Source organism: Cellulosimicrobium composti, from assembly GCF_010287905.1.
In the GTDB taxonomy this organism is placed as follows: domain Bacteria; phylum Actinomycetota; class Actinomycetes; order Actinomycetales; family Cellulomonadaceae; genus Cellulosimicrobium; species Cellulosimicrobium composti.
The window spans coordinates 26992-41152 of sequence record NZ_JAAFAN010000010.1 but is presented as its reverse complement, the minus strand read 5'-3'; the positions used below and the strand labels follow the sequence as shown (position 1 = coordinate 41152).

Sequence of the window (14161 nt, the reverse complement as noted above, 5' to 3'; positions counted from 1 at the left end):
TGCGCTCGGCGGTGTGGGTGGCGGGTCGTAGCGTCGCGGGCATGGCGGAGACGACGAGGTTCGCGGAGACGACGAGGTTCAAGGTCGGGGTGGTCGGCAGCTTCGGCTCGGCGACGCAGGTGCTCGACATGGCGGTCGGCGCCGAGGACGCCGGCTGGGACGGCTTCTTCTCGTGGGACGGGCTGAGCCTGCGCTCGATGCCGGTCGAGACGTTCGACCCGTGGGGGATCCTCGCGGCGGCGGCCGCCCGCACGGAGCGGATCGCGCTCGGGGCGATGGTGTTCGCGCTGCCGCGCCGCCGGCCGTGGGAGGTCGTTCAGCAGGCGCTCACCGTCGACCACCTCTCCGGCGGGCGACTCGTCCTGCCCGTCGGGGTGGGCGTCCTCGACGACGGCGGCTTCTCCGCCGTGCCCGGCCAGCTCCAGGGTCTGCGCGAGCGCGCCGAGCTGCTCGACGACGCGATCGCCTACCTCGACCGCGCCTGGACCGGGGAGCCGTTCGCGTTCGAGGGGACGCACGTGCAGGCGGGCGAGATGCGGTTCCTCCCCCGCCCGGTCGAGCGCGCGGCCGTCGGGCACCACGTGCCGCTCTGGCCGGTCGGCGTGTGGGACGCCGACCGTCCGCCGCTGCGCTCGCTCGACCGCGCGCTGCGCGCCGACGGCATCGTGCTCCAGCTCCGCGGCGACCGCGGCTTCGACGTCCCCACGCCCGACGACGTCTCCGCCCTCGTCGCGTGGCTCACCACGCGCCGCGCGGACCTGGGCCTGGACGCGGCCCGCCCGTTCGACGTCGTCCTCCAGGGCGAGCTCCCCGCGGACCGCGCCGCGGCCGAGGACCAGCTCGCGGGCCTCGCCGCCGCGGGCGCCACCTGGTGGGTCGAGGCGCGCTGGAACCCGGAGACCGCGACCCCGGCGTCGCTCCTCGACGCGATCCACGCCGGTCCCCCGCGCCCCTGACGAGGACGCGAACCGTCGCTGCCCGATGGCCCGGCACGGCGGCCCGACGCAGACGCGGACTGCCGCACGGCCCACGCTCGGACGTGAATGGTCCGCTTCGACGCCGAGAGCCCGCTGCCGTGACGTGTCGGAGACACGGGCGCGGGCGGCTCCGGGGTGGTGACGACGGGTCGTGGCGGGCCTGGCGGGAGCGGGGCGAGGGACGAGCCCCGCGGATGGTCGACCCGTCGTCGCCACCCCGGAGCCCGCCCCCCGTGAACCTCTCAGCCGACGGGCCGAGCCGCCTCGATCTCGACCTTGGGCAGCGTCCTCGCCGGCAGGGTCTTCGGGCGCCACGACGCGCGCGTCGCCTCGAACGCGGAGATCTCGTCCTCGTGCTGCAGGGTGAGGCCGATGTCGTCGAGGCCCTCCATGAGGCGCCAGCGCGTGTAGTCGTCGATCTGGAACGGCACGGTGACGTCCTGCGCGGACGCGGTGCGGTTGACCAGGTCGACGGTCACCTCGGTGCCCGGGTTGGTCTCGAGGATCTTCCAGAGGAGCTCGATGTCCTCCTGCGCGACGACGCCCGCGACGAGGCCCTGCTTGCCGGAGTTGCCGCGGAAGATGTCGGCGAAGCGCGAGGCGAGGACGACGCGGAAGCCGTAGTCCTTGAGCGCCCACACGGCGTGCTCGCGCGACGAGCCGGTGCCGAAGTCCGGGCCGGCGACGAGCACGGAGCCCGCGCGGTAGGCGTCCTGGTTGAGGACGAACGTCGGGTCGCCGCGCCAGGCGGCGAACAGCGCGTCCTCGAACCCGGTGCGCGTCACGCGCTTGAGGTAGACGGCGGGGATGATCTGGTCGGTGTCGACGTTGCTGCGGCGCAGCGGGACGCCGACGCCGGTGTGGGTCGTGAACTTCTCCATGGCAGGAACCTCTTCGAGTCTTCGGGGGGCGACGGGGCGGGCGCGGGCTGCGGTCAGACCTGCACGAGGACGCGCGGGTCGAGCGGGGCGAGCGGCGTGCCGTCGAAGGACGTGATGTCGGTGCCCTCGGGGAGGTCGAGGTCGCTGAGCGAGGAGAGCGTCCCGCGGATCGCGGTCGCGGCGGCCACGAGCGGCGACACGAGGTGCGTGCGCCCGCCCTTGCCCTGGCGGCCCTCGAAGTTGCGGTTCGAGGTGGACGCGGCGCGCTCGCCGGGCTGGAGCTGGTCGGGGTTCATGCCGAGGCACATCGAGCAGCCGGCGTTGCGCCACTCGGCGCCGAAGTCGAGGAAGATCTGGTCGAGGCCCTCGGCCTCGGCCTGCAGGCGCACGCGAGCGGACGCCGGGACGACGAGCACGCGCACGCCGTCGGCCTTCTTGCGGCCCTGCACGACCTTCGCGACGGAGCGCAGGTCCTCGATGCGGCCGTTGGTGCACGAGCCGATGAACACGGTGTCGACCGGGATCTCGCGCAGCGGCTGGCCCGGCGTGAGGCCCATGTACTCGATCGCGCGCTCGGCGGCGACGCGCTCGTTCTCGTCGGCGATCTGCTCGGGGACGGGCACGGTCGCGGAGATGGGCAGGCCCTGCCCGGGGTTGGTGCCCCACGTGACGAACGGCTCGAGGTCGGACGCGCGGAGCGTGACCTCGGCGTCGAAGACGGCGTCGTCGTCCGAGCGCAGCGTCCGCCAGTACTCGACGGCGGCGTCCCAGTCGGCGCCCTCGGGCGCGTGCGGGCGGCCCTTGAGGTACTCGAACGTCGTGTCGTCCGGGGCGATCATGCCGGCGCGCGCGCCGGCCTCGATCGACATGTTGCAGATCGTCATCCGCGCCTCCATGGAGAGCCTGCGGATGGCCTCGCCGCGGTACTCCAGCACGTAGCCCTGACCGCCGCCGGTGCCGATCTTGGCGATGATCGCGAGGATGATGTCCTTGCTCGTCGCGCCGGGCGGGAGCTCGCCCTCGACGTTGATCGCCATGGTCTTGAACGGCGCGAGCGGCAGCGTCTGCGTCGCGAGGACGTGCTCGACCTCGGACGTGCCGATGCCGAACGCGAGCGCGCCGAACGCGCCGTGGGTCGAGGTGTGCGAGTCGCCGCAGACGACGGTGAGGCCCGGCATGGTGAGGCCGAGCTGCGGGCCGACCTGGTGGACGATGCCCTGGTCGGCGTCGCCGAGCGAGTGGATCCGGACGCCGAACTCGCGCGCGTTGTTGCGCAGCGTGTCGATCTGCGTGCGGCTCGTGAGGTCCGCGATGGGCAGGTCGATGTCGAGCGTGGGAGTGTTGTGGTCCTCGGTCGCGATGGTGAGGTCCGGACGGCGGACCTGGCGGCCCGCGAGGCGCAGACCCTCGAACGCCTGCGGGCTGGTGACCTCGTGCACGAGGTGGAGGTCGATGTAGAGGAGGTCGGGCGACCCGTCGGTGCCTCGTCGCACCAGGTGCGCGTCCCAGACCTTCTCCGCCAGCGTGCCGGCCATGTTGCTCATCTCCTCGTCGTCTGTCACGGGGCTCCTGGGGGGTACGGAGCGCCGTCGGGGTCGATCGTCCGTCGTCCGGCGGCCTGCCGGGGAGAACGTCCAGCGGGTGGAACATCTCCGCCGGACTTGCATCTCAGTGCGTGAGACGTCAATATCGACCTATGGACAATACTAGCGGAGTCGGAGTGCTGGACAAGGCGGCCTCCGTCCTGGGCGCCCTAGAGTCCGGGCCGGCCACCCTCGCGCAGCTGGTCACGGCCACGGGCCTGGCCCGTCCGACGGCGCACCGCCTCGCCGTCGCCCTCGAGCACCACCGCATGGTCGCGCGCGACATGCAGGGTCGTTTCGTCCTCGGCCCGCGGCTCAACGAGCTCGCGACCGCGGCCGGCGAGGACCGCCTGCTCGCCGCGGCGAACCCCGTGCTCACCGCGCTGCGCGACCACACGGGCGAGAGCGCCCAGCTCTACCGCCGCCAGGGCGACCACCGCATCTGCGTCGCCGCGGCCGAGCGCCCCGTCGGGCTGCGCGACTCGATCCCGGTCGGCGCGACGCTCACGATGAACGCCGGCTCCGCCGCGCAGATCCTGCTCGCGTGGGAGGAGCCCGACCGCCTGCACCGCGGGCTGCGGGAGGCCGTGTTCACCGCGACGATCCTCTCCGGGGTCCGGCGCCGCGGGTGGGCGCAGTCCGTGTCCGAGCGCGAGCTCGGCGTCGCGTCCGTCTCGGCGCCGGTCCGCGGGCCGTCGGGCCGCGTCGTCGCGGCCGTGTCGATCTCGGGCCCCGTCGAGCGCCTCAGCCGCCAGCCCGGCCGCCTGCACTCGGGTTCGGTCGTCGCCGCCGCGAACCGCCTCACCGAGGTCCTGCGCCGCGCCGGGGAGTGACCGACGGCGGCGTCCCTGCCACCCACCCCGTGACGAGGCCCGGAGCGCCGGGTCGGCACCGGCGTCGGTGCCGACCCGGTGTCGGCGTCGGTCGGCGTGCCGCGGGCCGCAAACGGGACGTGCCCTGTCAAAATGGCACCGGCTGCTGCCATGCTGTGCGTGCCCCGGCGCCGACAGCTCGGTGGGCGGCAGGGGGCGAGCCTGACCGTCCGAACCCGAGACACGAGGAGTCCCGATGCATCCGAAGGTGAAGGCGACCCTGATCTGGGTGCTGGTGATCTTCGCCCTCTACGCGATCGTCACGAGCCCGGACCGCGCCGCCGACATCGTCGAGGGGATCTGGGACGTGATCCTCGGGGCGTTCCGCTCCATCGGGCAGTTCTTCAGCTCGCTCCTGGACTGACCGTGGCCCGCGGCGGCCCTCGCAGCCGGATCCTCGACCGCTACGTCCTCAGCGGCGAGCGGGTCGTGGTCGCGACGCGCCACCACTGGGGCATGCTGCTCGAGCCCGTCGTGACGACGGCGGCCGCGGCGCTCGCCGTCGCGTGGCTCGTGGTGCAGGCCGGGCCGGCCGTCGGCGACGGCGTGCTCCTCCTGTGGTGGCTCTGGCTCGTCCTCGTCGTGCGGCTGGCCTGGAAGGTCCTCGAGTGGCGCAACGAGTGGTTCGTCGCCACGGACAAGCGCCTGCTCCTGCTGTACGGGCTCATCACGCACAAGGTGGCGATGATGCCGCTCACCAAGGTCACCGACATGAACTACGGGCGCTCCCCGGTCGGGCGCGTCCTGGGCTACGGCCAGTTCCTGCTGGAGTCGGCCGGCCAGGACCAGGCGCTGCGCCAGATCGACTGGGTGTCGCACCCCGACGCGACCTACCGCCTGCTGTGCGACACGCTCTTCACGCCGGGCAGCCGGCCGGGGGCGGCGCCGTCGGGCGGCGGCGCGCCCTCTCCCGGCCCGGCGCAGGGCGCGGTCCCGCCCGCCGTCCCGCCACCGGGCCCGCGCCCGCCGCAGCCGGCCGAGCCGGCGCCCGTCGAGCCCGCTCCCGCGTGGGACGGTCGTAGCCCGGCCGAGACGCTGCCGCCCGTCCCGCCGCCGCCCACGGACCGCGACGTGGTCGTGGTGCCGGGACGGTCCGCGGGTGCGTCGAGCGGCCCCACCCAGCCCATCCCGGTCGCGGGCGCGCACGAGGCCGCGCACGACGCCTCCCGTGACCGCTGGGGCGGCGCGGGGCACGACGGCGACCCGCACGACGACGAGCCGGGCTGGGCCGTCTCCGGGGAGCACCGGGCGACCTACGTGCCCGTCGTCCACCCCCGCCCGACCCCGACGCCGATCCCCAAGCCGTACGAGCCGGGTCCGGGACGCGACGGCGCACCCTGACCGGGCTCCGGCGCGACGCCTTCCCGTCCGCGCCGGCGGAATCGTGGTTCCGGGCGCTCGGCACCCGTTCGCGTCGGGCAGGCACGGAGAGCAGCTCGGAATGCGTTGCTGAGAGAGACGTCACACCGCGATGACCCCGCTCGGACGGGTGTGCTGAAGAACGACGAAGGCCCGGTCACCGTGATAGTGACCGGGCCTTCCTCTGTACCCCCAACGGGATTTGAACCCGTGTTACCGCCGTGAGAGGGCGACGTCCTAGGCCGCTAGACGATGGGGGCCTGTGGAGCTTCGTTCCGTTTCCGGTCCGTTTCTCCGTCGAGAACTCTACCTCATGTTTCGCGCGGTCTTGACCGCCCGATCCAGAGCCGGAGCTCTTCGCTGGGGTACCAGGACTCGAACCTAGACTAAGTGAACCAGAATCACTCGTGCTGCCAATTACACCATACCCCAAGGGGGTAACCATCCCTGGTCGGGAAACCGTGCGACGAGTCGAGACTCGTCCCCTGGCTCCCTCCCGTGGAGGTCCCACCGGCCGAGAACATTACCGGACGCGGCGACTGCGACCAAATGCGATCGGCGTGGACCGCGCGTCCGCGTGTACGGGTCGACGCGGGACGGCGCCGTCTGGCACCGTCGAGGCATGAGCGCAGGAGACTCCCCCGATCCCGGCTCGCGGGCGGACCGCGCCGCGTCGTTCGAGCTCGGTGCCGCCCAGTACGCCTCGACCCGCCCCTCGTACCCGGACGCGGCGGTCGACTGGCTCCTCCCGACCGGGGCGCGCAGGGTCCTCGACCTCGCCGCCGGGACGGGCAAGCTCACGGAGCGCCTCGTCGCCCGCGGTCTCGACGTCGTCGCCGTCGAGCCGTCGGACGCGATGCGGGAGCGCCTCGCGCAGACCGTGCCGGGCGCGCACGCGCTCGCGGGTTCGGCCGAGTCCGTCCCGCTACCCGACGCGAGCGTCGACGCCGTGCTCGTCGCGCAGGCGTGGCACTGGTTCTCCCCGGCGGCGCAGCCCGAGATCGCACGCGTGCTGCGCCCGGGCGGCCGCCTCGGCATCGTGTGGAACGTCCGGGACAACGCGGTCGACTGGGTCGGGCGCTTCACGGAGATCATCCACCGCGGCGACACGCTCGAGCGCAGCTACCGCGAGCCCGTCCTCGACGCCGGCCTGTTCACGGCGCCCGAGCACCGGACGGTGCCGTGGGCGGACCGCGTGGCCACCTCCTCGCTCCGGCCCCTCGCCGCGTCCCGGAGCTACTTCCTCACGCTGCCCCCCGAGCGCCGCGAGGAGCTGCTCGGCGAGATCGACGACCTCGTGGCGACCCACCCCGCGCTCGCGGGGCGCGACGCGGTCGACCTGCCCTACCTCGCGGAGTGCTGGCGCGCGGACGCCCTGCCCGCCGCGCCGGGCGCCCCGTGAGCGCCGGTGCGGCCGCGTCCGGCCGGGCCGGCGCCGGACCGGACGACGACGCGCCACGACCCGTGCGGGGCGACGACGCACCGGAGGCCGTGACGGGCGACGACGTCCGGACCGCGGCGCGCTGGCTCGCGGACCACCTCGTGCGCCACCCCGCGACCCGGTTCGACGTCCCGGCCGGGCCCGTGCGCTGGTCCTGCTGGACGACGGCGGAGCACGTCGTCGACGACCTGCTCGCCTACGCGCTGCAGCTCGCGGCGCTGCCGCGGCTCGCGTACGTCCCGCTGGTCGGCCCGCGGGGCGAGGACGAGATCGCGCACGTGGACCGGGCGTCGGGGACCGCCGGCCTCGCGGAGGCGCTCCTGGGCGGCGCGGAGCTGCTCGCGACGCTCGCCGAGACCCGGCCGCGGGGTGCGCGCGCGTTCCACCCCTACGGCACGTCCGACGCCGGGGGCTTCGCGGCCATGGGCGTCACGGAGGTGCTCGTGCACGGCCACGACGTCGTCCTCGGCCTCACGGGCGAGCACGCGCCCTTCCCGACCAGTCTCGCGGCGCGCGTCCTCGCGCGCCTCTTCCCCGACGTGGACCTGCGCCCCGGCGAGGACGCGGACCTCGTGCTGCTGTGGGCGACGGGGCGCGGCGAGCTGCCCGACCGCCCGCGGCGCACGCGCTGGCGGTGGGACGCGACGGTGCGCTGAGGACGGCTCAGCCCGACGCCGCGGCCGCCGCGGCCGCGATCCGGCGCGCGCCGGGCGAGAGCGCCGCCCCGTCCTTCCACACCATCCGCAGCCGCCGCTCGAGCTCGAGCCCCGGGACGGCGACGCGCACGAGCGCGCCGCGCGCGACGTCGTCGGCGACGGCGAGGCTCGAGAGCACGGCGACCGCCCCGGCGTGCTGCACGGCCGTCTTGAGCGCCGCCGTGGAGCCGAGGTAGGGCAGGTGGTCGGGCAGGCGCTCCCCCACGGCCGCGAGGCCACGCTCGAGGGTCTCGCGCGTCCCCGAGCCGCGCTCGCGCACGACGAGCCCGCCGGTGAGGAGCTCGTCGACGCGCAGCGCGCTCCGCCGGGCCCAGCGGTGCGCGGGGCCGACGACCACGACGAGCCGGTCGTGCGCGACGGTGCGGCTGCGCAGCCCGCGCCGCAGGGTCGCGCTCTCGACGAAGCCCAGCTCGACCTCGCCGCCCAGCACGAGCTCCGTCACCTCGCGCGAGTTGCGCACGACGAGCTCGACGTCGGGCGCTCCCCCGCCGGCCGGGCCCTCGAGCGCGAGCCGTGCGAGCCAGCGGGGCGCGAGGTACTCGGCGACCGTGAGGCTCGCCGCCACGCGGACGCGGGCGGCGGGGGCGTCGCGCAGCGCCGCGACCGACGTCTCGAACCGGTCGGAGGCCTCGATGACCTCGCGCGCCCACGCCGCGGTGGCGCGCCCGGTCTCCGTGAGGCGCGCGCCCCGCGTCGTGCGCTCGAGGAGGTCGAGCCCGAGGCGGCGCTCGAGAGCGCGCAGCCCGGCCGAGGCCGTGGGCTGCGCGACGCCGAGCGCCCTGGCGGCCGCGCTGATCGACCCGTGCGAGTCGGTCGCGACGAGCAGCTCGAGCGCGGCGAGCGACGTACGGTCGCGCGAGGTCGTGGCCATAGCCCCACTCTATGGCTCGCCACGAGGATCGGCCTTCCGCCGCGGCGTGCGGCCCCGCAGGCTCGTCGTATGCCCCGCACCGCGACCCGCACGACGCCACCCCGCCCGGGATCGGGCGCGCCCGCGCCGGCGCCGCGACGCGGCTCCCCCGTGCCTCCCACGTGCCTGCGCGCGCTCCTCCCCGGCCTCGCCCTGGTAGGTGCCGCGACCGTCGTCGTCCTCGCCGGGTCCCGGCTCGTCCCCACGGTGTCGCCGCTCGTCGTCGCGCTCCTGCTCGGCGCGCTCGTCGCGCCGGTCCTCGCCCGGGCCGCGAGCGCTCGCGGCGGTGCGCGGCTGCGCGCGACGGGGCCCGGCATCGCGTGGACGTCGCGCGTCGTGCTGCGGGCGGGCGTCGTGCTCCTGGGGTTCGGCCTCTCGGTGCCCGAGGTCCTCGCGCTCGGGTGGCGCGGGCTCGTCGTCGTCACGACGACGCTCGCGGTCACGTTCGCGGGCACGGTCGCGCTCGGCCGGGTCCTGCGCGTCCCCCGCGTCGCCGCGCTGCTCGTCGCGACGGGGTTCTCGGTGTGCGGGGCGGCGGCGATCTCCGCGATGCAGGGCGTCGTCGCCGGGCGCCCGCGCACGCCCGCGCAGGCCCGCGCGGACGACGAGGCCCTCGCCGCGTCGCTCGCGCTCGTCACGCTCTACGGCACGCTCGCGATCGCCGTCCTCCCCGCGCTCGCGTCCGTGCTCGGGCTCGGCGACGACCGGACCGGCCTGTGGATCGGCGCGAGCGTCCAGGAGGTCGCGCAGGTCGTCACGGCGGCGGGCGCGGTCTCGGACCCGGCGCTCGCGACGGCGACCGTCGCCAAGCTCGCACGCGTCGCGCTGCTCGCCCCGCTCGTCGCCGTGGCGGGGGCCGTCGTCGTCCGCGCCGCGCGTCGCGCCACCGCCGGGGGCGCGTACGTCCCGGTCGCCGGACGAGCCCGCGGCACGGGCGACGCGACCCGGGCGACGGGAGTCGTGACCCGCGCGACGGGTGCAGCCCCGCGCGTCGCCCCGGTGCCGTGGTTCGTGGTCGGGTTCGTGGCCGCCGTCGCGCTGCGCAGCCTCGGCGTCGTGCCCGCGCCCCTGCTCGCGGCGCTCGCGACCGCGACGACGGTCGCGTTCGCCGCCGCGATGTTCGCGCTCGGCCTCGGCGTCGACGTGCCCCGCCTCCTGCGCACGGGCCGCCGTTCCCTCGCGCTCGGCGCGCTCTCGGCGCTCCTCGTCACGACGACGGCGCTCGCCGGCGTCCTGCTGCTCGCCTGAGCCGCACCCGGCCCGGCCCGGGCGCGCCCGCGACGCACGGGCTCGCCCGGCGCTACCGCGGCGCCGGAACCTCGGCCGCGACGCCGAGCGCGGCCGGCAGGTCCGCGAGGCCGTGCACCACGTGCACGCCCGACGCGCGGGCCGCCGACGGGTCCTCGGGGTGCGGCCCGCCGCGGCGCGTGCCGGGACGGTCGAGCCACACCCCGACGAGGCCCGCCGCGAGCGCGGCACGCGCGTCGACGTCGAGCTCGTCGCCCACGTACGCCGTGCGCGCCGGGTCGGTGCCGAGCCGGCGGCACGCCTCGGCGAACACGCGCGGGTCCGGCTTGCCGAAGCCGAGCGTGTCCACGCCGACGAGCAGCGGGACGTCGGGCAGGCCCGCGGCGGCGAGCTTGCGGGTCTGCAGCTCGACGCGCGCGTTCGACAGCGACCCGACGCGCACCCCCGCGCCGACGAGCGCGTCGACGACGGGCCGGGAGTCCGCGAACGCCGTCCACGACGCCTCGAACGTGCCCCAGAAGAGGTCCTTCCAGTCCACGTACGCGGCGTCGTCGAGCAGCTCGCCGCCGAACGTCGCCTGGAGCTCGTTCGCGCGCGCCATGCGCTGCGCGTCGAAGTCGACCTCGCCGCGCGTGTACGCGCGGTAGTGCCCGTTCGGGTCGGCGCGCCACAGCGCGAGGACCTCGTCGTACCGGTCCGGGGGCAGGTGGGGCAGCCACACGCGCGACGCCGCGGCGATCGCCTCCGCGAACGCGGCGCGCGTGTCGACGAGCGTGTCGTCGACGTCGAACAGGACGCCCTCGACGGGCGCGGTGCCCGGGTCCGTCACAGCGCGTCCCGCAGGCGCACGAGGCGCTCGAGCGTCGAGCCCTTGCCGAGCAGCTCCATGGACTCGAACAGCGGCGGGGAGACGCGGCGGCCCGTCAGCGCGACGCGCAGCGGCGTGAACGCGAAGCGCGGCTTGACACCCATCCCCTCGACGATCGCGTCGCGCAGGCGCGCCTCGATCGCCGCGGTGACGAACTCGTCGTCCTGCAGCACGTCGAGCGCGGTGATCGCGGCGGCGAGGATCTCCTTCGCGTCGTCGCGCAGCGCGCCGCGCGCGTCGTCCTCGACCGTCACCGCGTCGTCGGCCGTGAAGAGGAAGCCGAGCATGCCGACCGACTCGCCGAGCAGCACCATGCGCTCCTGCACGAGCGGCGCGGCCGCGGTGAGGATCTCCTGGTTGCGCGGCGACAGGTCGGCGAACGAGTCCGCCGGGACGAGGCCGCCCGCGTGCAGGTACGGGACGAGGCGGTCGCGGAAGTCCTCGGGCGCGAGCAGGCGCACGTGCGTCGCGTTGATCGCCTCCGCCTTCTTGAGGTCGAAGCGCGCCGGGTTGGGCAGCACGTCGTGGACGTCGAACGCCTCGACCATCTCGGTGACCGAGAAGATGTCGTTGTCCGGCGAGATCGACCAGCCGAGCAGCGCGAGGTAGTTGAGCAGACCCTCGGGCGTGAAGCCGCGCTCGCGGTGCAGGAACAGGTTCGACTCGGGGTCGCGCTTGGAGAGCTTCTTGTTGGCCTCGCCCATGACGTAGGGAAGGTGGCCGAACTCCGGCATCACCTGGGCGACGCCGATGTCCAGCAGGGCCCGGTACAGGGCGATCTGGCGCGGGGTCGAGGACAGCAGGTCCTCGCCGCGCAGCACGTGCGTGATGCCCATGAGCGCGTCGTCGACGGGGTTGACGAGCGTGTACAGCGGCTGGCCGTTCGCGCGCACGAGCGCGTAGTCCGGGACGGAGCCCGCCTTGAACGTGATCTCGCCGCGCACGAGGTCGGTGAAGGTGATGTCCTCGTCGGGCATGCGCAGGCGCAGTACCGGCTCGCGGCCCTCGGCGCGGAACGCGGCCTTCTGCTCGTCCGTGAGGGTGCGGTCGAAGTTGTCGTACCCCTTGGTCTTGAGGCCCGCGGCGGCGTTGCGCGCGTCCGACTCCTCCGGGGTCGAGAACGACTCGTAGACGTACCCGCCCTCGACGAGCCGCGCGATGACGTCCTGGTAGATGTCCGCGCGCTGCGACTGGCGGTACGGCTCGTGCGGGCCACCGACCTCGACGCCCTCGTCCCAGTCGAGCCCGAGCCAGCGCAGCGCGTCGAGGAGCTGCTGGTAGCTCTCCTCGCTGTCGCGCGCGGCGTCGGTGTCCTCGATGCGGAAGACGAACGTGCCACCCGTGTGCCGCGCGTACGCCCAGTTGAACAGCGCGGTGCGGATCAGGCCGACGTGCGGCGTCCCGGTCGGGGACGGGCAGAAGCGGACGCGGACGGGCGAGGAACCAGGTGCGGGGATCACGGCCCCCAGCCTAGTTGCCCGACGCCGCGCGCCGCCTCGGCGTCCGGCGTCGGGCCCCTCGGCGTCTCAGTCGCGGCGGACGACCGGGTTGCTCAGGACGCCCAGTCCCTCGACCTCGCACTCGACGCGGTCGCCGACGTCGATCAGGCCGACGCCCGCGGGCGTGCCCGTGAGGATGACGTCTCCGGGGAGCAGGGTCATCGCCTCGGAGACGTACGACACCAGGTACGGGACGTCGAAGATCATGTCGCGCGTGCGGCCGTCCTGCTTGACCTCGCCGTTGACGCGGCTGCGGACGCCGACGTCCTCCGGGTCGAGGTCGGTGTCGATCCACGGCCCGAGGGGGCACGCGGAGTCGAAGCCCTTGGCGCGCGCCCACTGGCCGTCGGTGCGCTGGGCGTCGCGCGCGGTGACGTCGTTCGCGACGGTGTAGCCGAGCACGTAGCCGGGCGCGGCTTCGGGCGTCACGTCCTTCGCGAGGCGCCCGATGACGACGGCGAGCTCGGCCTCGTACGAGACCTCCTGCGAGAAGTCGGGCAGGACGATCGGGTCGTCCGGGCCCACGACCGACGTGTTCGGCTTGAGGAACAGCAGCGGGCTCGTCGGGACGTCGTTGCCCATCTCCCTCGCGTGGTCCGCGTAGTTGCGGCCCACGGCGACCACCTTCGAGCGCGGGATCACCGGAGCGAGGAGCCGGACGCCGTCGCCCAGCTCGATGCGCTCGCCCGTCGGCGTGACGGGCATGTACAGCGGGTCGCCCGTGAGGACCGCGAGGTACGTGCGGTCCCCCTCCTGCTGGACGAGGGCGTAACGGGGGTCGTCTCCGGTGGTGAATCTCGCGATGCGCACGGGGTCAGGCTAGCCGCCCGTGCGCCGTCGCGCGGGAGGGGCCGGACGGGTCGGGTCAGGCGCGTGCGAGGACCTCGCCGTTGAGCACCGCGAACCAGCCCGCGGGTTCCTCGGCCCAGCGCAGCCAGTCCTGCGCGAGCTGCTCGAGCGCGACGTCGTCCGCGAGCGCCGACTCCTTCGCCTGGACGGCGAAGTTGGAGGCGACGCAGCGCTCGGCCCACAGCCCGCCCCACCACGCGCGGTCGGCAGGGGTCGCGTAGCACCAGGTGCTCGCGCTCGGGACGATGCCGTCGAGGTCGAACCCGGCGTCCTGGACCCACGCGAAGAGGCGGCGCCCGGCGTCGGCCTCGAACCCGTACGCGTGCGTGACCTCGTGGTAGAGCGTGTTCCACTCCGTCAGGCCCGGGGACTCGGGGTACCACGTCATGGCGGCGTAGTCGGCGTCGCGCACGGCGACGAGCCCGCCCGGCCTCGCGACGCGCTTCATCTCGCGCAGCGCGGCGACCGGGTCGGACAGGTGCTGCAGGAGCTGGTGGGCGTAGACGACGTCGAACGTGCCGTCCGCGAACGGGAGCTCGTACGCGTTCGCGTGCTGGAACGTGATGTTCGCGGTGCCGCGCTGCGCGGCGAGCTCGCGCGCGCTCGCGAGCACGGCCTCGGACGCGTCGACCCCGACGACCCGGCCGTCGGCGACGCGGTCGGCGAGGTCGACGGTGACCGTCGCCGGGCCGCAGCCGACGTCGAGGACGCTCATGCCCGCGCGCAGGTGCGGCAGGAGGAACCCGGCCGAGTTCTCGGCCGTGCGCCACCGGTGCGAGCGCAGCACGGACTCGTGGTGCCCGTGCGTGTACGACTCGGACTCCTGCGCGGGGTCGCTCCCGGCCCCGGTGGGGGCGTCGGCGTGGAGGTCGGCGGCCGCGTCGGCGCCGTGCGGGGTGTGCGTCATACCCGCACCGTAGGCCCGACGTGCATCGTTCTCGACCCTGTTCTCACACTC

At 74.9% G+C, this 14161-nt stretch carries 14 protein-coding genes and 2 tRNA genes; 7 read left to right on the top strand and 9 right to left on the bottom strand.

The annotated features are described in order from the left end of the window. The first annotated feature begins 41 nt into the window (after positions 1-41). Positions 42-956 (top strand): LLM class flavin-dependent oxidoreductase, encoded by a 915-nt coding sequence (locus tag GYH36_RS04745; protein WP_162289250.1) that lies wholly within the window; start codon positions 42-44, stop codon positions 954-956. Positions 957-1219: 263 nt separating this feature from the next. On the opposite strand, the gene leuD is transcribed toward GYH36_RS04745, so the two are convergent. Together leuD and leuC are read right to left on the bottom strand one after the other, a co-directional pair. Continuing rightward, on the bottom strand, positions 1220-1858 hold the full coding sequence (gene leuD, locus GYH36_RS04740; protein ID WP_024840731.1) for a 3-isopropylmalate dehydratase small subunit: 639 nt from the start codon (positions 1856-1858) through the stop codon (positions 1220-1222). Positions 1859-1911: 53 nt separating this feature from the next. Further along, positions 1912-3393: a 3-isopropylmalate dehydratase large subunit gene (leuC, locus tag GYH36_RS04735; protein WP_115943716.1), complete on the bottom strand. Its 1482-nt coding sequence runs from the start codon at positions 3391-3393 to the stop codon at positions 1912-1914. A 161-nt stretch (positions 3394-3554) separates the two neighbouring features. Between leuC and GYH36_RS04730 the strand changes: the two genes are divergently transcribed. From GYH36_RS04730 to GYH36_RS19235, 3 genes are all read left to right on the top strand, one after another. Then, positions 3555-4274, top strand: coding sequence for an IclR family transcriptional regulator (locus tag GYH36_RS04730; RefSeq protein WP_024840729.1), 720 nt, complete (start codon positions 3555-3557; stop codon positions 4272-4274). A gap of 235 nt (positions 4275-4509) precedes the next feature. Then, positions 4510-4677, top strand: coding sequence for a hypothetical protein (locus GYH36_RS19240; RefSeq protein WP_179151500.1), 168 nt, complete (start codon positions 4510-4512; stop codon positions 4675-4677). Positions 4678-4679: 2 nt separating this feature from the next. Continuing rightward, the gene (locus GYH36_RS19235; protein ID WP_203231575.1) at positions 4680-5654 is read left to right on the top strand and encodes a PH domain-containing protein; all 975 of its coding nucleotides are present in this window, start codon (positions 4680-4682) and stop codon (positions 5652-5654) included. A gap of 205 nt (positions 5655-5859) precedes the next feature. Here the strand turns inward: GYH36_RS19235 and GYH36_RS04720 are convergent. Next, positions 5860-5932 (bottom strand) — tRNA-Glu (locus GYH36_RS04720). Between the two features lie 100 nt (positions 5933-6032). Further along, a tRNA-Gln gene (locus GYH36_RS04715) sits at positions 6033-6104 on the bottom strand. A gap of 190 nt (positions 6105-6294) precedes the next feature. On the opposite strand from GYH36_RS04715, the gene GYH36_RS04710 reads away from it, so the two are divergent. Next, positions 6295-7074, top strand: a complete 780-nt coding sequence (locus GYH36_RS04710; protein ID WP_034604454.1) for a class I SAM-dependent methyltransferase — start codon at positions 6295-6297, stop codon at positions 7072-7074. Then, the gene (locus tag GYH36_RS04705) at positions 7071-7769 is read left to right on the top strand and encodes a hypothetical protein (protein ID WP_162289249.1); all 699 of its coding nucleotides are present in this window, start codon (positions 7071-7073) and stop codon (positions 7767-7769) included. The genes GYH36_RS04710 and GYH36_RS04705 overlap by 4 nt, the downstream gene beginning before the upstream one ends. Positions 7770-7776: 7 nt before the next feature. Here the strand turns inward: GYH36_RS04705 and GYH36_RS04700 are convergent, their stop codons facing one another. Then, positions 7777-8700, bottom strand: a complete 924-nt coding sequence (locus tag GYH36_RS04700; RefSeq protein WP_162289248.1) for a LysR family transcriptional regulator — start codon at positions 8698-8700, stop codon at positions 7777-7779. Between the two features lie 150 nt (positions 8701-8850). Between GYH36_RS04700 and GYH36_RS04695 the strand changes: the two genes are divergently transcribed. Continuing rightward, the gene (locus GYH36_RS04695; protein WP_203231574.1) at positions 8851-9987 is read left to right on the top strand and encodes a YeiH family protein; all 1137 of its coding nucleotides are present in this window, start codon (positions 8851-8853) and stop codon (positions 9985-9987) included. 52 nt (positions 9988-10039) lie between these two features. Here the strand turns inward: GYH36_RS04695 and GYH36_RS04690 are convergent, their stop codons facing one another. The 4 genes from GYH36_RS04690 to GYH36_RS04675 form a co-directional block, all read right to left on the bottom strand. Further along, a complete protein-coding gene (locus GYH36_RS04690) occupies positions 10040-10816 on the bottom strand; it encodes an HAD family hydrolase (RefSeq protein ID WP_162289247.1) in 777 nt (258 codons plus the stop codon). After that, positions 10813-12315: a glutamate--tRNA ligase gene (gene gltX / locus GYH36_RS04685; RefSeq protein WP_312028509.1), complete on the bottom strand. Its 1503-nt coding sequence runs from the start codon at positions 12313-12315 to the stop codon at positions 10813-10815. The genes GYH36_RS04690 and gltX overlap by 4 nt, the downstream gene beginning before the upstream one ends. Positions 12316-12381: 66 nt before the next feature. After that, a complete protein-coding gene (locus tag GYH36_RS04680) occupies positions 12382-13164 on the bottom strand; it encodes a fumarylacetoacetate hydrolase family protein (RefSeq protein ID WP_162289246.1) in 783 nt (260 codons plus the stop codon). Positions 13165-13219: 55 nt separating this feature from the next. After that, positions 13220-14110, bottom strand: coding sequence for a methyltransferase domain-containing protein (locus GYH36_RS04675; RefSeq protein ID WP_155099907.1), 891 nt, complete (start codon positions 14108-14110; stop codon positions 13220-13222). Between the last annotated feature and the right edge of the window lie 51 nt (positions 14111-14161).